The following is a 25748-nucleotide window of genomic DNA, read 5'->3' as shown; positions in this document are numbered from 1 at the left end:
AAAAACACCCATAAAAAAGCCCGCACTTGGCGGGCTGTATTTTCTAATACAAGTTGACCGATATTAAAACTCGGGCAACTCATCCAGTGTAATCACCAGTTCGTGATTGTAAACGTGGACTTTATGGGCGTTGGTATTAAAGTATTCGCCCGTCCAAAAATTAGATGAGCTGGTAACACCCTCAGCTGTGTCGCTATCGTTCCAGACCATAAAGAATAACCACCAGGCGTTATCGGCGGCCATTGCATCCGGATCGGGAATATTGCTGTTTTCACTTAGCGCAACCATCTTAGCCTCATGCGGATAATTTTTGGTCAGCTGGTAAGCCTCTACTTGCGACTCGTAGTTCTGACTACCGTCGTAAATATCGACGCTGACAATATCGACATAATTGTCACCGGGGTACCAGGCGCCGTGCTGGCCGTTCCACACCCAAAGCAAATTATCTAAGCCGTAGTGGTTTGTCAGGCGATCGTATAAATAGCGCCACATAAGTACTTGCGCGTAAGCCGGCGGAACACCATCGCTGCGGTCGGTACGACCCCACCAAAACCAACCACCGGAGGCTTCGTGCAAGGGGCGCCACAACACCGTAACACCGGCGTCCTCTAACGCTTGCAGCTCGGCGGCAATCATGGCCACGTCCGCTTCGATATTGGCAAAGCTGGTACTGCTGGTATCCAACTCACCACTGACAACCGGAATGGTGAAGTCGGTGTCTTCGGTATAGAACTCACCAATCACTCCGTCTGCGGCATTAGGGTCGCGCCAGTGCCAGGTAAAACTCACGAGCCCACCCAGATTCCAGTGCTCAATAGCCTCTTCTGTTTGTGTTAATCCGGAGATACCATTCCAATATAAACCGTAGTTCATAAAGTCATAGCCCATCATGGCCGGAGCACGGCCAGTGTCGTTTTGCACACGGGCAAACTGGTCGATCGCATCTTGCCAGGTCTGATCCATTTGCCCCGACAGCATATGGTTGCCCCAAATCGACTGCAAATAGGTATACACCGCTCGTGTGGTCAGATCGGCATTCGGGTTTACCGGCTCATCGCGCATCGCTCCCTGCAGGTTTTCGCTCATGCCGGGACACATGCTTCGGGATAAACACGCCTCGCCATCAGCCAACCCCCAACTGCCATTGTCGGTGTCACACAAAGGGGTTTGCGCCTCACCGATCTGACAATAGGGAAAATCACCGGCCCCCGGATCCGCGGCCGATTCAAACACGATGCATGAGTAATTATTTTCCCAGCCCCAGCCGTCACCATCCGGGTCGGAGTCAGCACTACGGCAATAGGGCCAACCATTGCTTGCTGCATTGGGAATAATCGCCCCCGTACTCGATGATGACGAACTGGACGCCGAGCTCTCCGACGACGAACTGCTACTACTGGACGACTCAGAAGATACTGACGAGCTACTAGCGCTTGAAGTGCTGCTGGTTGAACTTGAGCTACTGGCACTCCCGCCGGTAACACTTAAACTGCTAAGCTCAGGCAAGTAATTATCGCCATTTGCCGTAGCGCAAAAACCAAAAGAAGCGTTTGCCCCCGCCGCGATCTCACTGTTGTAAGACATCGCTGTAACGGTATTGCCGGTTAGATTACCGTTCCATAAATTACCAATATCAGAGTCGTTGGTATTCAGTGTTAACTGCCACGAGGTTACCGTTTCGCTCCCGGCATTATTGACTGAAACGGAAGCGCAGTAACCGCCACCCCAATCGTTTTGAATCGTCAGGGTAGCCGCCGTATTGTTATTACCACTCACCGTACTCGCATTTGCTATAGCACCACTCAGCACCAGCGTTGCAGCTAGCGCTGCTTTGCAGCAGGGCCTAATCAGGATATTTATCATGGTCTCCTCCAATGAGAGATCGTTATTAACGTTATCGGAAAGCGAACTGCCGCCGCCGTGGATGGGCATACCCACTAGGCGACAATCTGTGTGAATAAGAAAGCAACTTTATTATTCAGTTGTGCAATGACCCAGTCGGTCTATGCCGCTCATGCCTTCCACTATCGAAACCAAACCGGCATTCACTTATGAAACCGTTTTCATTTCGAGCGTCATCATCCCGCTACTAATAAACTCAGTCAGAGATACAAATCACACTTACGCACTTCAGCGCCGCAATATGGCGCACTAAAATGCGTAAAAAAAGATTCAAACGACAACGACGATTAAACAAAAATTTGTTATCGATACCAAAAAAGCGCGCGATACGTGACCGGGGCCTGCAACAACCACACGCTATTCCCATGTAAACTATTCGCCGAATAGCCAAGAACTTCGCACTTACCAAGGACAGCCGCCCCATATGAAGCAACCCTTTTTTTATACGTTGGCCGGGTTTCAAGCTGGTACCGCCGGTGTCGCCTGGTTACTGCTTCAGGTTGTACCACAAGGCACCTCGGAACTTGGCAAAATGGGGCCACTCGCCTGGCTCTGGGGCCTGATTGCCGCGCTACTCAGCTACGCCTTACTCGCAGGCGCCAACCGTTACAGCAAACGTATGCAACGCCACACCATCGCCACACTGCAGCGCGTGCGACCACTGTTTACGCGTTTATCGCTGTGGCAAATAGTGGTGATATCGGCCCTGGCGGGTATTGGGGAAGAGCTGTTGTTTCGGGCCTTTTTGCAAAACCTTATCACCGGCTACAGCAGCATCTGGCTTGGTTTGGGGCTCGCCTCACTGGTGTTTGCGCTGCTGCACTTTATGTCGTGGTTTTATTTTTTTATCACCCTGCTGATGGGGTTATTACTGGGGGCGGGGTATTACCTGAGCCAAAGCATCGTGTTTGTCATTGTCTGGCACGGCGTCTACGATTTGATCGCTCTCGGGATACTGGTCCACGCGCCACAGCTACTGGGTTTACCGGCAAAAAAGCAAGCGCAATAACCGCCGTCAAAGACTAAAAAAGCTTAAACTTTAGCGTGCGCTGCCGATATAGTCACCGAGACTACAATAAAAAATACCCGGGAGCCTTAATGCCATTTTTACGTCATTATTCGATTTCGCGCCGCCTCATCGCCATCGCGATGTTAACCCTGCTCGTGGTCGCAGGTCTTGTCAGCTTATTTGCCTATAACTATCACACCAGCTTGCTAGAGGCGCGCAGCACCAAAACCCAGCATTTGGTCGAATCGGGCCTGGGCGTCATAGCGTACTTCCACACGCAAGAGACCGCCGGCACTATGAGCCGAGCTGAGGCACAAGACGCGGCCATCGCCGCCATAGGCGACATGCGCTACGGCAACAACGATTACTACTGGATACAAAATCGCGATTTAATCATGGTGCACCACCCATTCAGCCAAAAGCTCAATGGCACCGATATATCAGCCATTGCCGACCCCAACGGTAAACGGTTGTTCAGCGAAATGGAGCGAGAAATTGCCGCCCACGGCAAAGGCTACGTAGCCTACGCATGGCCCAAACCCGGCTTCGGGCAACCGGTGGACAAAATCTCCTACGTCGAATCTTTTGCGCCGTGGGGCTGGGTACTCGGCTCTGGGATTTACCTGGACGATGTAGAAGACGACTTTTGGGCCACTATGGCACCACAGCTACTATTGGCCGGAGTTGGTCTTACACTCTTAATCGGCCTCAGCTTACTCATCGCCCGCAGCATTTTGGCGCCGCTACAACACACAGCGCAGGCCATGACTGATATCGCCAGCGGCGAGGGCGACTTGACCCACCGGCTCGACACTAACGGCAACGATGAGCTGGTCGCACTGGCGGCAGGGTTTAATCAATTTTGCGATAAGTTGTCGGCCGTCATTAATGATTTGCGCAGCTTGGTAAACCACAATCGGCAAATTGCCAGTCAAGTAGACCGCTCCATAAGCGATGCCAAAACCTCGTACGATCAGCAAAAACAAGAGCTGGACACTGTGGCCTCGGCCGTCGAGCAAATGAGCGCGACCTCGCAAGATGTCGCCCAGCGTATCACCGAATCTGCCGACGCCGCACAGAGTGCGGGCAAGCACTCCGAGTCGGGCCAAAGCAACGCGCAAACCACCCGCGACGCCATGGAGCGTTTGGCCATCGATATCGCCGCGACCAGTGAAGCCATCTCTGAGTTAGACCAACAATCCAATAATATCAGTGGCGTACTGGATGTGATTCACGGCGTTGCCGAACAAACCAACCTGCTGGCATTAAACGCCGCCATCGAGGCGGCCCGCGCCGGCGAGCAAGGCCGCGGGTTTGCCGTGGTAGCCGATGAAGTGCGCACTTTGGCGAGCCGCACTCAGGCGTCCACCGATGAGATCCGAGAAATGATAAACAGCCTACTTAACAATACCGCGCGCGCCGTAACCGCGATGAAAACCAGCCACGACCAATCTGAAGCGATGCGCTCTCAGGTGGAGGACGTAAAAACGGTGCTCGCGACCATTAATAACTCAGTCGGCACCATTACCGATATGACGCATCACATAGCCTCCGCCGCCGAAGAGCAATCGCAAACCTCACACACCATTGCCGCCAGCTTAAATCAGCTGAGCAGCTTAAGCGACGATGTACTCAAAGATTTAAACGATACGGCGGGTAACACGGCCAACCTTACTGAGACCAGTGGACGATTAGAACAGCTGATAAACCAGTTTAAAACGTAGCCCGGATTGTTAATCGGTAAAAAATACCGCAAGCCATATACTCAGCTCACTGGCTAACGTGCCCGCCACCCGGTGGCGGGTGCCGGCGGGGATCAGCACATAGTCACCGGGCGCCAAAGCCTGCTCTGAGCCATCGCCCCACTGCAAAATTGCCCCGCCAGACAACAGTAGCACCCACTCGTGCTCATCCTGTTCATACCAAAAATCCGCCGCGCTGGCATGACCCTGAGACACGATTCGCTCAACCCGCACGGTCGTCGATTGACACAGGGTTTGCGTCAACTCCTGCGGCAATTGCTCGGGGATATCAGCGGTGATATTGGCCGGCTGAGGATTGTCACCGCACGGCTCACCCGCACTCACAAGGTATCGATCCCTTTGTGCGCAAAGTCCGGGCGATGCTTGGTTAACTGCGGCTTTGTGCCACCGGGCAGTTTGTTGACGGCACCGCGCTCGGCACTAAACTCTAGCCCCTCGCGATACAGGGCGTTACTGGCGTCCGCCTCGCCCAGTTGCAACAGCAAACGAGCCTGCAATTCGTAAACTTCGGCCGATGGCGCAATATCGAGGCTGGCTTTAAAATAATCCCGTGCCTGCCCCCACAAGCTGTTGCGCAAGCTCAATTTACCCAAGGTACACAGCAGTACCGCATCGGCATCGTGAGTTTTAAGCCAGCTATGGGCTGTTTTTAGTTGCGCCGAAATATTAGCCCCGGTCAACTCACCGTACAACGCCACCCACTCGCTACGCCAATCGCCCTTTAACGCGCTGACCAAACGAGGCTCGGCCTCTTGATCGTAACCCAGGCGGTGCAGCTCTACCGCATAGACACCAATAAGCGCGGGCTCTTTTTGCAAACTTTTAGCAAGGCGCTGCCACACCGCATCCAGCTCCGCTTTGCTCGCCTCTGCGCCAGCACTTATTTGTCTGGCGGGGCGGGTACTCAGCGCCAGCTGGCGCTCAAACACCGCAATTTCTAATTCGCGAAGCGCCTCTGGCGGGCGAATCTTTAATTGCCGCAAGCTTGGCAGCAGCTGCTCGAGCGCGTCAATTTCATCCAGTGCAAAATAAACATCGGCCAGCAAATCCAATACCACCGGATGCTCTGGCGCGGTGCGTTTAATACGGTTTAAGGTTGCCAAACACTGCTCGTAACGCTTGCTACCCAACTGCATACGCGCCTGCGTTAGTGCTACCGCCAGCTCGCTGCTGCCACGCGAGCGCTCGGCTTTGTGCAGCAGATCTAATGCACCGGAAAAATCTTTTAACTCATAGGCGCAGCGTGCGGCCGCCAGATAATTAACCTGTGGGCTAACGGATTTACCGGCACTGCGCACTAATTTTTTTTGTGCCGCCGACCAATCGCCCTCGATAAAATCGACTAAAGCCGCCATGGTTTTAGATTGCGCCCGGGACGAGTATTTTCGCTCGCGGGTGAGCAACTTGCCGGCATTGCGCCCCACATTAATCACGCGCAACAACAACCAAAACACAAAAAAGCACAGCGCCAAAATAACCAGGCCGGTCCAGGCACTCATCTCGATGGTTTTATGGCCGTAAGCAATTAACACGTAACCGCCATCGTGACGCATCATCTGAAACAATAATGCGCCGGCAACCATTACCAGCAGCAGAATTACTAAGCGTCGTTTCATGGCGTGCCACCCGCCTCAATTTTATGCAGCTTATCGATATAGGCCCGCAGCTGGCCTAACGCGTCATTGATGTCGGGAAGCTCGACAACAATCGGCTCTTCTTCTAACTCAGCCAACTCCGTCAGCAAAATGTCGGAGCGATTATTTTGCTCAAAGTGCGCGGCAATCCACTGCTGCGCTTTGCTTAAGCTTTGCTCATATACCTGAGGCTGTTCACGCAGCAGGGCAAGTTGCGCCTGCTCTAGCATTAAACGCAGGTTTTGCGTTAAAAAGTAACGCTGCTCGGGCGGTAGTAGTGGCGTGATTTTTTGCTCGCGATCGCGCACCCGAATATAACTTCCCAGGGTTGTAAACGCGCGATTAAAGCTCGCTTTAATTTTTTGCCATACGCTCTCGGCGTTAGCGTTCGCTGTCACCGCGCTATCGGGGCCAATGGATGAGCGCTGATAACTCTCTAACTCATCTAAATTTTCAATTTGCTCAATCAGCGCCTGCACTCGCGCGTACAAACCTTCACGATCAACCGGCTCTACCATTTTTAACGCCGTTAGCTCGCGCGCTAATGTTTGCCGCACCCCAAAAAGATCCGGGTCCTGCTGATCGCGCAAAATGGTGTCGGCGGCCTGTGTTAAGGCAATCGCCTCAGAGCTGTTGTGCTCGATTAACATACGCTGACTCGCCAGGCGCAATAAAAAGGCGGCCTCGGCTAATTTCCAGTCGTCTCGCGAGGTATCGCTCAGCGCCTCAAGGCGGCGCTCCATGGCTGCCTGTTGGCGCGCCAAATTGTTCAGCTGTGACGAGTCGTCACCCTCGGCCTGAAGCTTTTGTAACTCTTGTCCCTGCAGCCCTAATTGGCGTTTAACGCTATTGATGTCACTCTCAATGGCCGAAGCATCAAAGGGCTCTGGCTGGGCCACGGGCGCATTGCCGGTGGCCACCTCGCGCTCTAGGTGGGTGAGCTGCTGCCACATTTGCCAGCCAAACCAAGCGGTAGCCCCGGCCAGCAGCACGATTAAGAGCAGGCAAAATACCGCCAGTGCCGAGCGGCGTGGCTTTTTGGCCGCCACGGCTTTGGTGTGGGCTTTAGGCGGGGGCGATTTTTTATGGGTGTCGGAGTCAGGAGTTTTGCTTTTAGCCTCCTTGTTATCGCTGCCTTTTACGCTCGGCTTATCCGTCGCGGATGCCTCGGCGGCGGCTTCATCAGCTCCCACTGCGGGTAACTTACTGTTGTCGCTGGAATGATCTTGCGCCATGAATTTCTCCTGAAATAACTCGCGCCCACCGCAGATGCGGTTATGTAGTAGCAATAAAGACTGCGCACCGACCAGCGGTATTTGACCGAGGCGGCCTCGCTAACACTTAGCCCTTATGGGCAATATAGCTGTTTAAAGCGGCTAGCATCGCATTGTCGCCCGCATTTCGGGCCACCAACAACTGATCAAAGCCCGCTTTACGGGCCAGTGCGGCCACCCGCTCGCCGGGCACCAACAGCGGGCAGGCAAACGCTTCGCGCCCTAGCGCCGGATGCCGCCTCAGTAACTGCGTTAAGTTACCCAAGCTTTCGCCGCTGTGCACGCTGAGTATATCCCACTGCCCGGCACCGGAGGGTAAAACACTCAGCAAGCACGATTCGGCCTCAGCCGGTAATTGGCGCTGGTATAACTCGCAATAATCTACCTGAGCCCCGCGCTCGCGCAGGGTTGTGGCCATTAAATCGCGCCCGCCAACACCGCGAAATATGACAATTTTTTCGCCGGCAACCCGCTGCAGTGCGGGGTCGGCGAGCAGTGCCTCGCTGTTCATGGCCGAATCGTCCCGCCCCAGTGCACTAACGCGAATGTCGGCCTGTTCCAGCTCGCGCGCCGTAGCGCCACCAACGGCAAAATAATCGATGCCCAGAGGTAGCTGGGGCCAATACGCATCAAGCCAGCTGAGGCCATAATGGACCGCGTTGCGGCTGACAAAAATAGCCTTTTGGTAGTGGTCTAGGTTAAGCACCAACTGTTTCACCCGCTCGCGCGCGGCGTTATCAGCGAGCTCGACAATCTCCATAACCGGCACCACGGCACTGGCTAAACCTTGTTCGGTTAAGCACTGTTGCCACTGGCTCGCCTGCGGTTCCGGGCGGGTAATAATAACGCGGTAACGACTTTGCGAAGGTTCTGTCACCGCAGCACTCACTGAATCTCGCGGCCGTATACGTCAGCCAAAATGCGATCGGCACCGGCGGCCAATAAGCGCTCGGCCAGGGTGATGCCCATGGCCTCGGCCTCGGCCACGGGGCCTGTGATTTCATCAAACAACATGGTACTGCCATCGACCGCACCCACCAGACCACGCAGCCACAGCTGCTCACCCCGGTGCTCGGCGTAGCAACCAATTGGCACCTGGCAACCGCCCTCTAGGCGGCGGTTCATGGCGCGCTCGGCACCCACACGCTCGGCGGTGAGCCGATCGTGCAGCGGCGCCAATAGCTCGATCAACTCGTGATCGTCGCTGCGACACTCAATGCCCACAGCCCCCTGGCCCCCGGCGGGTAAACATTGCTCGGGGCTTAGGTGGCTGGCGATACGATCCTGCAGTTTCAATCGCAACAGCCCGGCACTGGCGAGGATGATGGCGTTAAACTCGCCGGCATCCAGCTTGGCGAGCCGGGTTTGCACATTGCCGCGTAAAAACTTGACCGTCAGATCGGGCCGCTGCGCGAGCAGCTGGCACTGGCGACGCAGGCTTGAGGTGCCCACCACGCTGCCGACGGGCAAGGCGTCCAGATCGGGATAATCGTTGCTGACAAACGCATCGCGCGGGTCTTCGCGCGGGCAAATCACCGGTAGCCCCAACCCCTCGGGAAACTCCATCGGAACATCTTTCATCGAGTGCACGGCAATGTCGGCACTGCCGTCCAGCATGGCCTGCTCCAGCTCTTTTACAAATAAACCTTTGCCGCCGACTTTAGCCAGAGGAACATCGAGGATTTTGTCGCCGCGGCTTTTTATGGGTAACAGCTCGACCGTTAAGGAGGGGTGGTGACGCAATAGCTCTGCTTTAACGTACTCGGCCTGCCACAGGGCAAGTAAACTTTTGCGCGTAGCAATTTTAATAGTGCGGGAGCTCGAACTCATATCACTCTCAATCTAGGCTGGAAGGTAAACGCGGCCACCATCATAACAAATCAAATCACAACAAACCTGACCCGCTACAGTTGCTTCAGTAGCGCCTTCACATCACTGGCGTGACGCCGACTTACCAAAGGTGCCACCTCGGTATCAGCCAGACGCACTTGCAAACCACCTTCGGAGCAGCGCTCTAACGCCAAAATGTGCCGCGCCGAGACCAACGCATTGCGATGCACCCGGACCAGGTGCCCGGCAAATTCCTGCTCGAGCTCTTTTAGGGTAGCGTCTAGCAAGTGCTCGCCGCCGGTATGGTAAACGGTAACGTACTTTTGATCGGCCAAAAAATAGCGAATATCGGCCAGCGCTATGCGCTCTAGCCCCCGGTGGGTTTTGGCCGTGATACTGGTGCGGCTACTGGCGCCCTGCGCGGCGGCGCGCTGCATTTTATTAAGCTGCGTGACTTTGCCGAGCGCCGCCTCGAGTTGCTCGCGACGTACAGGCTTAAGTAAATAACCTACCGCGCTGGTGGCAAAGGCCTCTAACGCATGCTCGCTATAGGCTGTACAAAATATAATGGCCGGCGGGTCGTCCAGCTCACTGATCGCGCGCGCCGCCATCAAACCATCATCGCCCGGCATATGGATGTCCATCAGGACGATATCCGGGTCATGCTCAAGCACCGCCGCCAAAGCGCTCTCGCCATCGGGGGCCTCGGCACTCACCCGATACTCGGGCAGCGCCTCTAGCATTCGCCCGAGCCTGGCCCGCGCCAGAGGCTCGTCATCGACAATTAACACATCTAACATAGCTAAGCCTTTTTCTTCTCACGGGGTAACACAGGGCGCTGGCGGACATCCACGATACGGATATTGACACAAAACGACTCCGGCCGAGCGTCAATGATTAACTGCGCGTCCGCCCCGTAAAATGCCTGCAGCCGGTGGCGCACGTTATCAAGCCCCAGTTTGTTGCCCGCGCGGCGCGACTCCTGGGTCGACTCCGCGATGCTGTTATATACCGACAGGGCCAACTCGCCGCCCTCGATACGCAGCTTTACCGCCAACTCACCGCCTGTGCGGCTATTTTCAATACCGTGATAAATGGCGTTTTCTACCAGCGGCTGCAGCAGCAAATGCGGCAGCTCGGCGTCGTCGGGCGGGGTGGCTACATCCCAGCTCAGCCGCAGCCGCTCGCCTAAGCGCAACTGCTCGATCCTGAGGTACGCCCGGGTCAGCGCCAGCTCGCGCTCGGCACTCACCTTGCTGGTTTTACTCAGCGCGGCGCGAAACAAGTCGGCTAAATCCTCGACCAAACGCTCGGCCAAATCCGGGTCCACCGCAATTAAGCTGGCGATGCTATTCATACTGTTAAACAGAAAGTGCGGCTCGATGCGCGACTGCAGCGCCTGAATCCGGGCGCGCAGTTCGGCCTGCTGTTGCGCGCGTAAACGCTGCAGCAAATATAAGTAGCGCAGCAACATCCCGGCAATAATGGCGGTAAGCAACACGTGTGTCGCCACCTGCCAGCCATCAAAAAAGCCCCGCCCGATACCTTTTAACAGCCATTGCCCCAGCGCCGAGAACACCCCGGCGCACAACAAAATAACCACATAAACCACCAGCCAGGCGGCCAGCGGCGGGATCCGCTCGAGTAACGGGCGCGCACTACAGATAATGGCGGCACTGGCCAGGGTAATCCACAGCACCAACGCCGACACCAGGCCCAGGTGGGCCCAGCTGAGTGCAGCCAGCCCCTGGCTGGCGACGCTGAGCAACACCGCCAGTAGCTCGGCGGCGACCACCAGCATAAACAGCGCCTCAATGCTGCACAGCTCGGGCAGTAGCGATGGCTCGCGCCCGTTTAGCGCGGTTTGCGCCTGTCTTGCCGGTTTCCTCATAGCAATACCTTACTGCCGTTTTTTCCATGGGCTATAATGCCGCCACTGAGATGCAGTGCCAGTGTTATTCTGTCTGAATACTATCGGATGCGGCCGGGCACTTACAGGCCCGTCAGGGGTGCGATAACGCCGCCGATCCGACTGGCGCAAAATACCGATTCTAACCGCGAGACACACTATGAGCGATAACGAGCAGACCAACCAATCCTGGGGCGGCCGCTTTAGCGAGCCCACCGATGCCTTTGTCGAGCGTTTTACCGCCTCCGTTGGCTTTGACTGGCGCCTTTACCAACAGGACATTAACGGCTCAATCGCCCACGCTACCATGCTTGAGAAGGTCGGCGTACTAAGTGCCACCGAGAAAGCCCAAATTATAGAGGGGCTGGAAGAAATCCGGGCCGAGATTAACGCCGGCAACTTCAAGTGGTCCGTGCAGCTCGAAGACGTGCACATGAACATTGAGGCCGCACTGACCCAAAAAATCGGTATTACCGGCAAAAAGCTACACACCGGCCGCTCGCGCAACGATCAGGTGGCCACCGATATTCGCCTGTACGTGCGCGACCAGATTGACCTGATTGCCGCCGAGCTCAAGCGCCTGCAAAGCGGTATTTTAGAGCTGGCCGAGCGCGAAGCCGACACTATTATGCCGGGCTTTACCCACCTGCAAACCGCACAGCCTGTGACCTTTGGCCACCACTTGCTGGCCTGGTACGAAATGCTGGTGCGCGATGCCGGCCGTCTGGCCGATTGCCGTGCTCGCTTAAACCAGTCGCCGCTGGGCGCCGCCGCTCTGGCCGGTACCACCTACCCCATCGATCGCGAGCTTACCGCGCAGCTGTTGGGCTTTGATAAACCCACCGCCAACTCATTGGACTCGGTGTCCGACCGGGACTTTGCGATCGAGTTTTGCGCGTTTGCCAGCATTTTGCTGACGCATTTATCCCGCGCCAGCGAGGAGTTAGTGCTGTGGACCAGCGCGCAGTTTAACTTTATCGATATGCCCGACCGCTTTTGCACCGGCTCATCGATCATGCCGCAAAAGAAAAACCCCGATGTACCCGAGCTGGTACGGGGCAAAACCGGCCGGGTCAACGGCCATTTGGTGGCACTGTTAACCCTGATGAAGTCGCAACCGCTGGCGTACAACAAAGACAACCAGGAAGACAAAGAGCCGCTGTTTGACGCCGTGGATACCGTAAAAGACTGCCTGCGCGCCTTTGCCGACATGGTGCCAGCCATTCGCTCGCGCAAAGACAGCATGTACGAGGCGGCGCGCCGCGGTTTCTCCACCGCCACCGACCTGGCCGACTATTTAGTGCGCAAAGGTATGCCATTTCGCGACGCTCATGAAGTGGTGGGTAAATCTGTCGCCTACGGTATTGAGACCAGCAAAGACCTGTCAGAGATGACCCTTAACGAGCTACAACAGTTCTCAGACACCATCGGCGAGGATGTATTTGAAGTGCTAACCCTGGAGGGCTCCGTGGCCGCCCGCGATCACATCGGCGGCACAGCACCGGCTCAGGTTAAAGCCGCCATTGCCCGCGCTCGCGAGCAACTGTAAGCCAGTCGCTGCCCGCTCCTAGCGGAGCGGGCAGCGACCCAGCACCAGCTTATTCCCGTCCCGCCAAAGCCCCTCTTTCGCTTCAGCAGCCTCATTCAAATCCAGCCACAAAATGAACACTTTTTGCGCAAAAGTACTGGACTCGGCGTCCAATTCATCTATGCTTAGGCAATAATCTGCGCGACATAACTATCTATCTTAGGGCGACTTACGGGAGCAGCTGAGCGTGTCTACGAACAACGACGACATCAGCGCGTTAAAAGCGCGTATTCGCACGCTCGAGCAAGCCCTTGCCGAGAAAAATGCCACGCTCCCTCATCCAACGAATAGCAACGAGCTCGACGAGTTAACCGCGCGCGACCGACGTTTTCGCTACGCTATGGCCGCCTCTCGCGACGGTTTATGGGATTGGGACATCAACAGCGGTCGCTGCTACTTCAGCCGTGGCTACTGGAAGTTACTGGGCTACCAGGAGCCACCCGGCAACACCGGCCTCGCCCTTATCGAGCAACAACTGCTTTACCCCGAAGACCGCGAGGCGGTAATCGCCGAGCTGCGCACCGCCATCGCCAACCGCCGGGCCAGCTTGCGCCTGGAGCACCGTATGCTGAACGCGGCGGGCGAGACCCTCTGGGTCGACAGCCGCTGTGTGTTAGTTGAGCCCGACGAAGACGGCTACGCCACTCGCTGTGTCGGCACCATCAGCGATATCACCGGCGACGTACAAACCAATACCGAACTGGTCACCGCCAAAGCCGAGGCCGAGCAGGCCAGTAAAACCAAAAGTCAGTTTTTAGCCAGCATGAGCCACGAAATCCGCACGCCCATGAACGCCATCATCGGGCTCGGGCACCTGCTGCAAGATACCCCGCTGGACGACGTCCAGCGAAGTTATTTACACAGTATGGGCATCGCAGCCGACGCGCTGCTGCAAACCGTCAATCAGGTGTTTGATTACGCCAAGCTTGAAACCGGCAACATCACCCTAGAGCACAGTCATTTTGATTTAGAGCGGGTGTTTGAGCGCTTATCCCACCAGTTTGAAAGTCGCGGGCTTGAACACGACAGCAGCGCACAACCGGTGGCCATTAATTTTGCCATCGATGACGAGGTGCCGCTGTTTATGCGCGGCGATGCCACAAGGCTTACGCATATTATCAGCCACTTGGTTAGCAACGCCTTACAATACTCTTACAGCCCGGAGATTTTAATTAAAGCCAAGCTACTGCGCTGCGTTAACGACCGCATTAGCCTGCGCTTCTCGATTACCGATTACGGTCGCGGCATGTCGGCGCAAACTCTCGAGCGACTACGCAGCGATTTACAACGCCAACCACATCGCACCATCGGCAACAAAAGTGGCTTTGGATTACAAATATGCAAATTGCTGGTCAAGCTCATGAACGGCTCACTGGAGCTGCACAGCGAGCCCAACAAAAGCACCACCTTTTCGTTTACCGCCGAGTTTGAAAAAAGCCATATAGGGGCGCGGCGTATCAACGACAGTGACTACAACTGTCGCGCCCTGCGCTTACTGGTGGTCGACGACAATCAACTAGCACTGGACATTCTGAGCCAGTCGGCCGGCAAGTTGGTGGATCATGTGGACACCGCCTGCGACGCTCACGTGGCCTGCGATAAAATCCGCCGTGCCGAACAAGACAAACGCCCGTACGATCTGGTATTAATCGATTATAAAATGCCCATTAAAAATGGGCTGACAGCAGCGCGCGATATTAAAACCGCCTGCGACCTAAACCATAAACCGCGAATTTTTTTGGTGTCATCGCTCAGCCGCGATGAAATTTTCTCGCAGCCTCTCGCGAGCGAGCTCACGGCCACCGACATTATCGACGACTTTTTAAGTAAACCCGTTAGCGAATCCCGCCTGTTTGACGCCATCTGCCGCGCCCTGCCCGAATGTCTGCAACCCAACAAAACTATTGAGCTGGAAGCGTTTGAGCAACTGCAGGGCCGACATATCTTACTGGTAGAGGACAACATCGTTAACCAACAAGTCGCGATTGGCATGTTGCGAAAAAAAGGCGTCACCGTAACGGCCGCCAATAACGGCCAGGAAGCACTGGAGGCACTGCGCTCTAACGAACATTTCGACGCGGTACTCATGGACATCGAAATGCCCGTTATGAACGGCCTGGACGCGACGCAAAAAATCCGCCAACAACCGCACTTTAACAGCCTACCCATCATCGCTCTAACCGCTCAGGCAATGCACGAAGACCGCGATCGCTGTTTAGCGGCGGGGATGAACGATTACATCAGCAAACCAATCAAGCCGGAAAAACTATACAAAATATTAAGTGACTGTTTAATCACATTGATTTAGCGCGACAGTTATCATTAATAAATTTTTGATGTGTAGGCATGTAGTCAACCGAGCGCTGAACAACCTCGCGAATACTGTCTAAGCGCCGCACTATCTCATCTTTGCTAAGCGTATCCACAATCGGATGATAGGCCCTCGGGCGCAAACCCTGCCCGTGCATCACCTCCAGCCAACTAAGGTCATTAAAAAGCTCCTCGTTAGTGCGAAATATACGGCCATTTTTTTTAAACTGAGCAATTTTTTGTTGCAGCGTTTCGGGGATAGGCATCGTACGACAGTAATTCCAAAAATCTGAGTCATCCCGACGAGTGATGCAGTAGTGAGCAATAAGAAAGTCCCGTATACGGTCATACTCAAAGTTGACCTGACGATTATACTCGTCAATATCTTCCTGATCAAAATTCCGGTTGGGGAATAAACTCATTAACTTTGCGATGCCCGACTGCACCAAATGAATACTGGTCGACTCAAGCGGCTCCATAAATCCACCCGCCAACCCCAGGGCTATACAGTTTTTGTTCCAAAACCGCTTACGCTTACCCGTGGTAAACCGCAGCAGCTTTGGATCCGACAAAGGCTCGCCGTCCAAATTACCAAGCAATACCGAAACAGCCTCATCATCACTGATATATTGACTGCAGTACACATGGCCGTTACCTGTGCGGTGTTGCAACGGTATACGCCATTGCCAACCGGCCTTGTGGGCCGTGGCGCGAGTAAAAGGCGTGGGGTCGGTCACTTTGCTACAAGGTACCGCGGCGGCGCGATCACACGGCAACCACTGGCTCCAATCTTCGTAGCCGGTTTTAAGCGCCTGCTCGATAAGCAGGCCCCGAAACCCAGAGCAGTCGATAAATAAATCAGCGCTCAGGCAATCACCGTCGTCAAGTGTGATGGACTCAATAAAACCATCGTCGGCGTTTAACGACACGTCAATTATCTTGCCTTCGCGTCGTTGCACGCCTCTCTCAATGGCGTAATCACGTAAAAACATAGCGTATAGCGTGGCGTCAAAATGAAACGCGTAAGCAATATCCGACAAAGGCGAGTTGCCCGCATCCACGGGCCGCATAAAACGCTCTTTCTCGGCGGCCAGACAGTTTAGCGTAAACTGATCTAAACCCGGCGCCTCTCCCGACTGAAACAACTTAAGCCAATAGTGATAAAACGAAACGCCCTCCATATCCTTGCCAACACCACCGAAGGCGTGAAGGTAGCGCTCGCCAATCTGGCCCCAGTGATCAAATTGAATACCAAGCTTAAAAGTCCCGTAGGTGTTACGCAAAAATTCATTTTCATCCAGCCCTAGCATTTGATTAAACAGCTGAATCTGCGGGATGGTGGCTTCTCCAACACCCACTGTCCCGATACTGTCGGACTCTACAAGCTGGATTTCACAGTACTGGTTTTTCAGTACGCGAGCCATGGCAGCGGCTGCCATCCAACCAGCGGTGCCGCCCCCCACAATTAACACTTTTCGAATTCTGTTATCCGTCATCTCGCCTGATTAACCTCTTTACCTACACCTTATCAGGGCGTTTTATTTACGCACTTCAGATTTTTTAATGTCGTGGTTAGCGTGGGCATACTCTCGGCCACTTTAACCAATGTTCGGTATATTTTTTTGTGTTTATCTTGCAGGCGATCCATATCGACATCAGTGAGCGTGATATCGTACCCCTGCGGGTACCATCCTAACCCAAGTGCCAACACAATCCACGCCTCATCACTAAGCACCTCATCGTCCCGCCGCCACAAACGGCCAAAGCCACTAAATATTGATAGCCGCCACTGAAGCGGCTCTGGCAGATTCTCTGTCTCGCACTCCACGCCTGCCGCGTGCATCCAATGGATTTCACTCAACACGGCGTACATTTCTCGCCAGCGCCGGTTATACTCATCCCTTAACCGCGCTCGTCCACGGCGGTCGGGCAGCAACTCCAACCATAGCAAAAGACAACGAGAAGCCCATGACCACTCAGAGTACATAAGCTCGCCGGGCTGACCGGCAGCCTTACCCAACGCCAGACAATTACCAACCCAGCTCTGCCGGGAGCGACCCGATTGCATCGTCTCGATACAATAGTTACCCGGCTTGATGGCCTGCTCCACTGTACGCAACGCGGCTTCGTCGCGCACCCAGCAATCGACTGTTAGGTTATCTTGCAAACCCGACCGGCGGCGCCAACCCCAAGGCTCTCTAATCATTTGGGCAAAGGGATGATGCGCCTCCTGTCGTTTTTCACTGTAGCTCACGCGGTAACGCCAAGGAGTGGTGTCATCGCACTCATAGGGCTCATGCAGTGCTTGGCGTAACAGTAGTGACGGCTCTCCGGTGGCATCGACAAAAAAATCTCCGGCAAGCGGTGTCTGGTTATCCAAACTCAGGGATTCAATGCCATTTTCCCGGCTCCCGTGAACCTGTAAAGTGTCACACGAAACACACTCCACGCCTAGAGTGCGGGCGTATTCGACAAGGCATTGCACCAGCGCCGTCCGATCTAAGTGTAAACCGTACCCTAAAGTGGACTTGGCCGAGCGCGGATCATCCACCGGAAAATCAAAGCGCCCTAACCTCGCCATGTGTGTCGCCAGAAAGTGATTGGCAAATGCCAATTGATCCGCGCCCGCAAAGCGCCTAAAAAACTCTTGCTCAAAGGGGGCCGGCGAAGGCTCAATACCATGAGTACCGTAAGGAAAGAAAAAGTCAGTGGCGTTATTGTTGTATTGTAAACCCAGTGTGTAGAGCCCGCGGCAGGAACGCAGCAATTCATGCTCTGGGTATCCCACCATAGTCAGCCAGCGCACAAAGGCTGGATCGGCCACCTCTATCGCCTGGCCGGCCTCTTGACTCACAGTGCCGACACTTACCCAGATCACTTTACAGTCACCCGCGTTAAGTGCATTTGCCAAAGTAACGGCTGCCCCTGCGGCAACCAGGCCATTACCAACAATAACAACCTGCCGTAGCTGACTGCACTTATTAACCACGGCGTTCACCGTACAAACTCATCACCGCCGGCCCCTCTTTAGCTAAGCCACCGCGACGGATCACGTCATCATGTTTAGGGGCACCTTGCGCCAATTGCTGTAGGCGCGATGCCATGGACTCTAGGTTTTCCGCAATGGCCGCTTGCGGCAGCTGCCGCACTCGAGAATCCAAGTTCTCTGGCAACATACCCTGACCGAGGTAAACCGCAAGCCAGCTCGGCCGGGCAAATAAGCCCCGCTCGTAGTGCTCGATAGTGGCGGACTCCCGAAACAATTCCATTTTTTGCCGCAAGCTCTCCGGGATATTCATGGCGGCGCAGTCTTGCCAAAATCCAGAGTCGGTACGGCGATTTAAATGATAATGCAAAATCAAAAAGTCACGCACCCGATGGTACTCGGTAGACATCCACCGATTAAATGCAATTTGGCCTAAGCTTGCATCGTTGCCTAAAGGGAAAAATTCTACGAACTTAACGATCGCCATCTGTATCAAGTAAATGCTGGTAGACTCCAAAGGCTCTAAAAATCCACTGGATAAGCCCACCGCGACGCAGTTGTTCTTCCAGCTCTGGGTTCGGCAGCCGGCCTCAAAGCGAAGTAAGTTGGGTTCTGACACGGGCTCGCTATTCAGCGCCCGGCGCAGCTGGTCACAGGCTTCATCATCCGTTAAATAATCACTGGCGTACACCTGACCATTACCGGTGCGATGCTGAAGTGGAATACGCCACTGCCAGCCAGTTGTTGTAGCGCTTGAGCGGGTATAGGACGGTATTGTATCCAGCGGCTTACTCGCCATGGCTATCGCCCGGTCACATGGCAGCCAATGCTTCCAGCTGGTAAACGGAACCTGTAACGTCTCGCCAAGTAAAAGCGAGCGAAACCCCGAACAGTCAATAAAAAAATCTCCCTCGATTCGCTCTCCCGATTCAAGCACCACCGCGGCTATATCACCCTCGCCGGTTTGCTCGGTACGGATTACGGTTCCTTCACGCCGTACCACATTTCTTTGTTCGGCGTATTGGCGTAAAAACATGGCATAGCGCGTTGCATCTAAATGAAACGCATAGCCATAACCTAAGTCGGCGTAAGGGGGCGGTGGCGCAAAACGCTCACTGCGTGCTAACTGTGCTGCCAACGAGAAAGAATCCAGACTTAAGTGAGGTAATGCCTCACGAACGGCGAGCCAGTGGTGATGAAAATCAACACCGGCCAAATCGCGACCAAAAGCACTAAAGGGATGCATGTAACGACTGTTTAGCTCGCCCCAACCGACAAATTCAATCGCCAATTTGTAAGTCGCGTCAGTGGCCTTAATAAACTCGCGCTCGGTAACGCCCAACAGTTGGTTAAAGTAGCGTATGTGAGGGATGGTTGCCTCACCGACCCCAACCGTACTGATCTGGTCAGACTCAACCAAAGTGACCGACATACCCGCGGGTAACAGGCGTGCGAAAGCCGCGGCAGTCATCCAACCTGCTGTACCGCCACCGACAATAACAATTCGTTTAGAGCATGGGGTCGCCATGGGCGCCTCTGTGCTGAATAAAGTGATTTTTATTATTTTTCATTAACCGATCAACTCTAACGTCGTTAATTTTAATACCCCCATAAAAAAAGGCGCAACCCAAAAGTTGCGCCTTTTTTGGCTTCAGTTCAACCGGTATTAGTAAATGAACTTCATCGTCAGTGCCAAGCGGCGATCATTGATGAACCAGGAGCGGCCAGTCTCACGACCGAACTCATCCAGAGTCATCAAAGTTTCCGTTTGGGTGTCGAGCAGGTTAGTCGCCTGCAGACCTACGGTAATGTAGTCATTCACGGTGTACTGTACCGAGCCGTCCAGGAAGCCCGCGTCGTCGTTCCAAATAGGTTGACCACTGATAACATCACGGGTGGTTACCAAATACTTAGAACGCCAGTTATAGGCCAGACGAGCCGACCAATCGTTCTTCTCATACATCAGTACCAGGTTAGCTGTGTGCTCAGACTGACCGCGCAGTGGCAGACCTTCCAACAAACTCAGGTCAACCACTTCAAGACCCGGTTGTGGCGTGTCCGGGCCACTGTCTTCACCATCGACCTCGGTCGTCGCCTGTGCGTCGCTGGTGAAGTTAGGTACACCTTCAGAATCAATAAAGGTGTAGTTAGCCTGGATACCAAAGCCGTCAAAGGGCTCGGGCAACATATCGTAGAACTGCTGGTAAGCCAGCTCGATACCCTGCATTTTGCCTTCTTCACCGTTGCGGGTGGTCGTAAAGTCAACGGTCTGACTTACACCGGTACTCGGGTTAGTAAAGGTCCGGGGCACAGCCCCTTCAATAAAGAAGTTGCTCAGATCTTTATAGAAGACGCTAGCCGTAATAGAACCTACCGGCGCAAAGTACCACTCCAACGAGGCGTCATACTGAATCGACTCCATCGGTTGCAAGCCGGGGTTACCGCCACTACCAATCCAGACGGCATCGTTGACGCCCAGGATATTGATACCGTCATCAACCGGTCCCGGCTCGACGATTTCGTTGGTATTGTTTTCACGAGTTACCACCAGCTGCTGGGCACCCAACACGGCCTGATTACGCACCTCAGACATATCCGGCAAGGCAATGGCTTTGGCAACCGCAAAGCGGGTGATCAAGTCATCGGTCAGCTCAACTTTTAAGTTGAAGCTGGGCAGCAATCCATCCCAAGAGGTGCTGTCTTCCTGGGTTTCGTCTACGTCGTTACCAAACTCTCGCTCAGTTTCAGAAAGCCAGTTGTTAGCATCCCGGGAGTAAGACATTAGATTGTTAACGTCGTCTAGCCAGTCTTGCTCGCTCGGGAACAGACCTGGGTCAAACGCACCCACCTGCTCTTCGGCCCACTTGCGGATCGCGCCACTGTCGGATAAATCAGTTGGGGCACCGGCTGGATACGCCTGACCAATCATGTCCGGGTATTGAATCGAACCGAGGGCATCCCGATCCAACTCAACATAACGCAAACCGACGTTACCCGAGAAGCGCAGTGCGGTTTCGTCAGAGCCAAAATCAAGGCGAACATAAACAGCCTTGTTGGTTTCCGTCGTATCGTAAATTTCTGCCTCGGTAAAATACGTGCCGTTATTACCTACTTCGGGTCGCTCGTTGGCTGGGTACCATATGCCTTCGGCGCCGGGGTTTGCCTGCGGCAAGTCGCGGCCGGCAATAACCTCTTTAAGTAGCTCTTTTGTTGGGAACAGGAAGCCACCACCTGGGATGCTAGCCACACCACCGCGGTGGAACTCGGACCAATCTACATACTCGTAGCCGTCGCTTAGCTCTTCGGTTTCCGAGAGCCACAAAGCGCCCTCACCACCATTCGGCCCCCACTCCGCACCGATACTGCCCCAGTTGTAGGGCGTCATGCGAACAATCTGGTTGCGATCGGCGTAGCGTACACCCGCTTTCACAGAACGCAGGAAGTCGGAGTTATCGAAATAGTGAGTTGCATCAAAGCGCACGGCTTTTGACTCACCCTCGGAGCGTTCATAGTGATCCATCGCCGAGCGCCACCAGTAGGAGTCTGGGTCCTGGAAGTAGTTACTGTCACCGGCCGGGTCATCAGAGAAGCCGGGGAAGTCTTCCGCGTAGTACTCGGGGTTAGCGTCACGGCGGCCGTCCCACGGCTCGATAACATTTAGATAGGGCTTATCGCCCGTCATAGAAAACTGCTGCAAACCGTAGATGCCATTGGCAACCTGAAGGTCATCGTCCTCAGTGGTCGCTTTTATCAACTGGAAGTCGCCTTCGAATTCCCAGTCCTCGTTTGGCGTCCACTTAAGGTTGAAGCTCAAGTCATCGACAATGGTGTGAGTATCTTTAAAGCGCGTATCCGCCTGATACTTCTGACCAAAATAGTCGTTCTGAGTAACATAGTCTTCTGGCGCATCACCGTCACCGGTCCAGCCACTTGGCACACGGCCTTCGCCGCCGCGCCAGCCGCCACCATCGGTGATATAGCCAGATTCAAAAATACCGCGCTCGTCAAACGCAAACTCGGTACCGGGATAAGGACGAGCACGACGAGTTTCACTTACGGAACCATCGTCATTCTCTTCACCGTAGCCACCCTGATACTTAACGGCGTTTTCTTTCCAGCTCAAGCGAGCGTCAGAGCGAATAAACTCTGCTGTCGCCTCTAAGGTATCGTCAGGGCTCGCCCACTGAAAGGCGGTGGCAAAACCTTTACGTACCCGCTCATCTTCTTTGGTAAAGAAGTTAGAGCCGTTGGTCATCCACACTTGATTGTTTTCGTCTGCAATACTTGAGGGCGCACCCAGTGTGTCGGCATTGTATTTTACAAAGGCGTCACTCTGTATACCGTTAGACTCACCGATTAACTCCGAGTAGGAGGCGTTAATCAAGAAGCCAAACTCACCCAGATCGTCTGTATCCCAGCGGTTGCTGTAGAGACCGGAAACCGTCGGCGAAGCTTCTTCTGCCATATCGCCATAAGACACGTCGCCGGTGAAGGCGATGCGCTGACCATCCTGATCAAAAGGCTTACGGGTACGCAGGCTCACTGTCCCGCCAATACCACCTTCGATCATATCGGCAGTCTGGTTTTTATAAAGGTCTACGCCGGCCATCAACTCTGGCGGCACATCCTGAAAGTTCAAGCCGCGACCAGAGCTGGCGGTGAAAGAATCACGGCCATTAAACTCGCTTCGTGTAGCACTCATACCACGGATAACCGCGCCGCTGCCTTCAACCCCGAAGTGATCGGGATCTTCCGGTGCCTGAAACCGCTCGATGGATACACCGGGCATACGTTGCATCGCTTCGAGTACACTGCGATCAGGGAGCGAACCTATGTCTTCGGCCGAAATGGCATCAACAAAGGTATCTGCATTGCGTTTAATGTCCTGGGCATTTTCCAAGTTCTGACGCGTACCACTGACGACGATCTCCTCCAGCATTTCTTGTTGCACAGGTTCATCCTGAGCAAATGTAGGAGATCCGATTGCCATCACACAGATGGCAAGCATCGACTTTTTGAAAGGGACAACTCTCTTGTTGTTGTCGCGATAAACCATAGCGCTTTACCCCGTTGTTATTATGTAACGTTGTTATTATGTAACTCAGTATCGACAGCTAGGCTCCGCTCATAAATGTAATACCAGATACGGACTGCCAACACCTACCTAAATTATTGTTTTCTTAACCCCTGCACTGCCACAGGGTCTGAAGCGAATTAAGCCGGCTTTATCAGTTATGTTTAGCCTAGACTAAAATGTAGCTTCACACCCTCAAATAGTCATTAAGACCACTACAGTGATGTTGCACGATGGCTAACTAATAGTCAAACAGTAAGTAAGGTCAAATATACCGTGTAACAGTTGGCCAAAAACGCACTGGCCCACCACCCAAAAGTAACTTCAAATTGACCCAGAGCTCTTAACTTAAGCGATAACCAGCAGTGTGTCTTAGCGTAAAAAATACAAGCTGCCGGCTAACAAATACTATCGTCTAAAGCTCAATCACTATTTTCACTTTACGCTTGCCAAGCCCGGCCCCGTAAGGCGCGGGCTTTACATCCAAACATCTTTTACAGCACAGGTTTACTCAATTGTAATTTGGCGCAACAGGATTGGGTCGGCACCTTCTTCCCGAGTGGCAAGACCACCACCCTGAAGTTTCATCCCCACGCGCAGTGCAGACGGCTCAGTGGGCACATCCTCCATCACGCGCTCGAACCGGTACCAGCCATCACCTAAGTCTTCACCCGCGCTTAAGGCAATGTTGCTGCCATAGTTACCTGCGTAACTATCGCTGGCTTGCTGAATATAAATCTGCAAGGCCATACCGGGGTTTTCAGTGATGTAGTAATCGCTAAGGTACAACTCAACACCCACGGTCGCGCCTTCCAGATCTGGCAGCTCATCTTCGCCAGCAAGATACATAACGGTGCGCTCATCACTGTCCATACCCTGCCAATTCGGGGCGATGCTTAGTGCACCCTCGTCGGCGTTGTAGGACAAATCGGGAGCACCCTCAAGGCCCTGCCAGTTATCGTTACCCCAGGTACCAGAGTCAACTGTTTCCTGTGAAGGAACCAGAGCGAAAGGTCCGGTGTCACCGCCGCCGGCATTAATGTTGATCTGCATACTGTTAATGGTCACCCGACCGGCGACTTCGTTTTTAACCTGAAGACCAACACGAATATTCTGTCCTTCTTCGGCGACAAACGCTTCATTCTCAGTGGCACAACTCACCTCGTAGGGCTCGCCTGCCGTCAATGATCCATTGCCCACATAGCAACCAAATTCGCCCGTGTAGCTACCGAAGTTAAGTTGCATAATTGGCTGGATATCAGCGCCGGAATCTTTAAAGGCCTGATCGACGGTAATCGTCATATCGAAGCTACGACCAACCAAGTCTGTGGGACCTTCAAGCAGGTACACAAGTTTTTGATCCGCCGCCGAAGGCTCATAGTAAACGCCCGTGTCATCACGCTGAACGGTCACTTCATCGGTCGCATCCATAACAGTCCAAGCCGGATCATCCGCTTCGACAATCAGCGGACCGCTACCAGAGGCCGGTGTCATGGTGACATTATCAAACCACAGAGGCCCGCCAACTTCAGGCGCTTTACCATTGGCCACAAAACGCACGCCAATCTCATTGATATCACGCAGAGAGAAACCCTCGTCGTGCCACGCAAAAGTGCCGTAGTCGAGGTATTCAGTACCGTCGATTACCACAATTTCACCGGTACCGGCGGCCAGCTCCCACATCTCTATGCGGTTCCAGCCCGCTTTTGGCAGATAGCCACGGCTTACGCCTTTCAGGCCGGCCGCGTTACTTAGCAATAGGTGCATGCTCATATTGCCGTCGTTGGCATAGGCGTCGCTAACATAAACCCAAATACTGGCAGCGGATCCAGCCATATCATCAACTTCATCCACGGCGCCGTAGATATCCAGCAGATCGCTGTCGCTAGCCCAGGTAGGCTCGGCCGCCAACACCTGCTCAGTGCCATTCCAGCTCAGGCTCGCCGTGGCATTGCAATTTTCGACGCAGCGACTCGCCCAGCCGTCGATATCAGACTCTTCATTAAATGGGATATAGGTAAAAATTTGGGGCTCACCCGGTTCGAAGTCACCATTGCCTGGGCCTTCAGAGCCATCGCCGTCGCCCCCGGTATCGGGTGAAGATGTGGTGCCCGCCCCCAAATCAAGATCCCCGCCACAGGCAGAGAGCACAAAGAGCGTGCAGAATACAATGAGTAGTTTTTGTAACATATAGAAGCCCTCTATTATTCTAGTCTTCAGCTTAATTATTATTTAGCGTAAGCGAGCCGCTTTACGGCCGGCGTTGCGCCATCTTTAGCGTGCTGGCCACCATTGAAAGTCCCTTAGGCAAGGGGCTTTTGAGCACTCATGGCGACTGCATAGTGAGTAACATATCACACAAATATTCTAACTGACTATAAGTCTTATAGACTTTCTTTGAATATTACGCCAACAGTGAAAGAGGCATACCGCTATTGTTGTCTCGTGTGTATTGTTTTGGTGCAAATT

Annotated in this window: 17 protein-coding genes; 4 read left to right on the top strand and 13 right to left on the bottom strand. The window is 54.0% G+C overall.

What is annotated here, in order from left to right; genetic code table 11:
- Positions 1-63 precede the first annotated feature (63 nt).
- Positions 64-1863, bottom strand: a complete 1800-nt coding sequence (locus tag AAC019_RS07795; RefSeq protein ID WP_339898099.1) for a glycosyl hydrolase — start codon at positions 1861-1863, stop codon at positions 64-66.
- Between the two features lie 463 nt (positions 1864-2326).
- On the opposite strand from AAC019_RS07795, the gene AAC019_RS07790 reads away from it, so the two are divergent.
- Complete coding sequence (locus AAC019_RS07790) at positions 2327-2911, top strand: CPBP family intramembrane glutamic endopeptidase (RefSeq protein ID WP_339898098.1); 585 nt, start codon at positions 2327-2329, stop codon at positions 2909-2911.
- An 89-nt stretch (positions 2912-3000) separates the two neighbouring features.
- A complete protein-coding gene (locus tag AAC019_RS07785; protein WP_339898097.1) occupies positions 3001-4635 on the top strand; it encodes a methyl-accepting chemotaxis protein in 1635 nt (544 codons plus the stop codon).
- A 9-nt stretch (positions 4636-4644) separates the two neighbouring features.
- Here the strand turns inward: AAC019_RS07785 and AAC019_RS07780 are convergent, their stop codons facing one another.
- From AAC019_RS07780 to AAC019_RS07750, 7 genes are all read right to left on the bottom strand, one after another.
- The gene (locus tag AAC019_RS07780; protein WP_339898096.1) at positions 4645-4998 is read right to left on the bottom strand and encodes a cupin domain-containing protein; all 354 of its coding nucleotides are present in this window, start codon (positions 4996-4998) and stop codon (positions 4645-4647) included.
- Positions 4995-6290 carry a heme biosynthesis HemY N-terminal domain-containing protein gene (locus tag AAC019_RS07775; protein WP_339898095.1) on the bottom strand — a complete coding sequence of 432 codons (1296 nt, stop codon included), beginning with the start codon at positions 6288-6290 and terminating at the stop codon, positions 4995-4997. The genes AAC019_RS07780 and AAC019_RS07775 overlap by 4 nt, the downstream gene beginning before the upstream one ends.
- A complete protein-coding gene (locus AAC019_RS07770) occupies positions 6287-7543 on the bottom strand; it encodes a uroporphyrinogen-III C-methyltransferase (protein ID WP_339898094.1) in 1257 nt (418 codons plus the stop codon). The genes AAC019_RS07775 and AAC019_RS07770 overlap by 4 nt, the downstream gene beginning before the upstream one ends.
- A gap of 106 nt (positions 7544-7649) precedes the next feature.
- A complete protein-coding gene (locus AAC019_RS07765) occupies positions 7650-8459 on the bottom strand; it encodes a uroporphyrinogen-III synthase (protein WP_339898093.1) in 810 nt (269 codons plus the stop codon).
- Between the two features lie 8 nt (positions 8460-8467).
- Entirely contained in the window at positions 8468-9412 is a 945-nt protein-coding gene (hemC, locus tag AAC019_RS07760; protein ID WP_339898092.1) for a hydroxymethylbilane synthase, read from the bottom strand.
- A 74-nt stretch (positions 9413-9486) separates the two neighbouring features.
- Complete coding sequence (locus AAC019_RS07755) at positions 9487-10212, bottom strand: LytTR family DNA-binding domain-containing protein (protein WP_339898091.1); 726 nt, start codon at positions 10210-10212, stop codon at positions 9487-9489.
- Positions 10213-10214: 2 nt separating this feature from the next.
- Positions 10215-11303, bottom strand: a complete 1089-nt coding sequence (locus AAC019_RS07750) for a sensor histidine kinase (protein WP_339898090.1) — start codon at positions 11301-11303, stop codon at positions 10215-10217.
- 178 nt (positions 11304-11481) lie between these two features.
- Between AAC019_RS07750 and argH the strand changes: the two genes are divergently transcribed.
- Together argH and AAC019_RS07740 are read left to right on the top strand one after the other, a co-directional pair.
- On the top strand, positions 11482-12870 hold the full coding sequence (gene argH / locus AAC019_RS07745; RefSeq protein WP_339898089.1) for an argininosuccinate lyase: 1389 nt from the start codon (positions 11482-11484) through the stop codon (positions 12868-12870).
- 226 nt (positions 12871-13096) lie between these two features.
- Positions 13097-15217 (top strand): response regulator, encoded by a 2121-nt coding sequence (locus AAC019_RS07740; RefSeq protein WP_339898088.1) that lies wholly within the window; start codon positions 13097-13099, stop codon positions 15215-15217.
- Here the strand turns inward: AAC019_RS07740 and AAC019_RS07735 are convergent.
- The 5 genes from AAC019_RS07735 to AAC019_RS07715 all read right to left on the bottom strand — a co-directional run bounded on the left by AAC019_RS07735 (position 15204) and on the right by AAC019_RS07715 (position 25469).
- Positions 15204-16715, bottom strand: coding sequence for a tryptophan halogenase family protein (locus tag AAC019_RS07735; RefSeq protein WP_339898087.1), 1512 nt, complete (start codon positions 16713-16715; stop codon positions 15204-15206). The genes AAC019_RS07740 and AAC019_RS07735 overlap by 14 nt on opposite strands.
- Positions 16716-16747: 32 nt before the next feature.
- Complete coding sequence (locus AAC019_RS07730; RefSeq protein WP_339898086.1) at positions 16748-18208, bottom strand: tryptophan 7-halogenase; 1461 nt, start codon at positions 18206-18208, stop codon at positions 16748-16750.
- Positions 18201-19733: a tryptophan halogenase family protein gene (locus AAC019_RS07725; protein ID WP_339898085.1), complete on the bottom strand. Its 1533-nt coding sequence runs from the start codon at positions 19731-19733 to the stop codon at positions 18201-18203. The genes AAC019_RS07730 and AAC019_RS07725 overlap by 8 nt, the downstream gene beginning before the upstream one ends.
- A gap of 138 nt (positions 19734-19871) precedes the next feature.
- Positions 19872-23156: a TonB-dependent receptor gene (locus tag AAC019_RS07720; protein WP_339898084.1), complete on the bottom strand. Its 3285-nt coding sequence runs from the start codon at positions 23154-23156 to the stop codon at positions 19872-19874.
- A gap of 630 nt (positions 23157-23786) precedes the next feature.
- Positions 23787-25469 carry a family 15 carbohydrate-binding domain-containing protein gene (locus AAC019_RS07715; RefSeq protein ID WP_339898083.1) on the bottom strand — a complete coding sequence of 561 codons (1683 nt, stop codon included), beginning with the start codon at positions 25467-25469 and terminating at the stop codon, positions 23787-23789.
- Positions 25470-25748: the final 279 nt, after the last annotated feature.

Source organism: uncultured Gilvimarinus sp. (assembly GCF_963975215.1).
Lineage (GTDB): Bacteria > Pseudomonadota > Gammaproteobacteria > Pseudomonadales > Cellvibrionaceae > Gilvimarinus.
Note: the sequence above shows the minus strand (reverse complement) of the source record. Positions and strands in the feature narration are given on the sequence as shown.

What these genes read in the sequence shown, in the direction of transcription:
- AAC019_RS07775 (WP_339898095.1), bottom strand. Translation starts at nt 6,290, where the DNA reads ATGAAACGACGCTTAGTAATTCTGCTGCTGGTAATGGTTGCCGGCGCA.
- argH (WP_339898089.1), top strand. Translation starts at nt 11,482, where the DNA reads ATGAGCGATAACGAGCAGACCAACCAATCCTGGGGCGGCCGCTTTAGC.
- AAC019_RS07725 (WP_339898085.1), bottom strand. Translation starts at nt 19,733, where the DNA reads ATGGCGACCCCATGCTCTAAACGAATTGTTATTGTCGGTGGCGGTACA.
- AAC019_RS07735 (WP_339898087.1), bottom strand. Translation starts at nt 16,715, where the DNA reads ATGACGGATAACAGAATTCGAAAAGTGTTAATTGTGGGGGGCGGCACC.
- AAC019_RS07790 (WP_339898098.1), top strand. Translation starts at nt 2,327, where the DNA reads ATGAAGCAACCCTTTTTTTATACGTTGGCCGGGTTTCAAGCTGGTACC.
- AAC019_RS07785 (WP_339898097.1), top strand. Translation starts at nt 3,001, where the DNA reads ATGCCATTTTTACGTCATTATTCGATTTCGCGCCGCCTCATCGCCATC.
- AAC019_RS07755 (WP_339898091.1), bottom strand. Translation starts at nt 10,212, where the DNA reads ATGTTAGATGTGTTAATTGTCGATGACGAGCCTCTGGCGCGGGCCAGG.
- AAC019_RS07750 (WP_339898090.1), bottom strand. Translation starts at nt 11,303, where the DNA reads ATGAGGAAACCGGCAAGACAGGCGCAAACCGCGCTAAACGGGCGCGAG.
- AAC019_RS07795 (WP_339898099.1), bottom strand. Translation starts at nt 1,863, where the DNA reads ATGATAAATATCCTGATTAGGCCCTGCTGCAAAGCAGCGCTAGCTGCA.
- AAC019_RS07770 (WP_339898094.1), bottom strand. Translation starts at nt 7,543, where the DNA reads ATGGCGCAAGATCATTCCAGCGACAACAGTAAGTTACCCGCAGTGGGA.
- AAC019_RS07715 (WP_339898083.1), bottom strand. Translation starts at nt 25,469, where the DNA reads ATGTTACAAAAACTACTCATTGTATTCTGCACGCTCTTTGTGCTCTCT.
- hemC (WP_339898092.1), bottom strand. Translation starts at nt 9,412, where the DNA reads ATGAGTTCGAGCTCCCGCACTATTAAAATTGCTACGCGCAAAAGTTTA.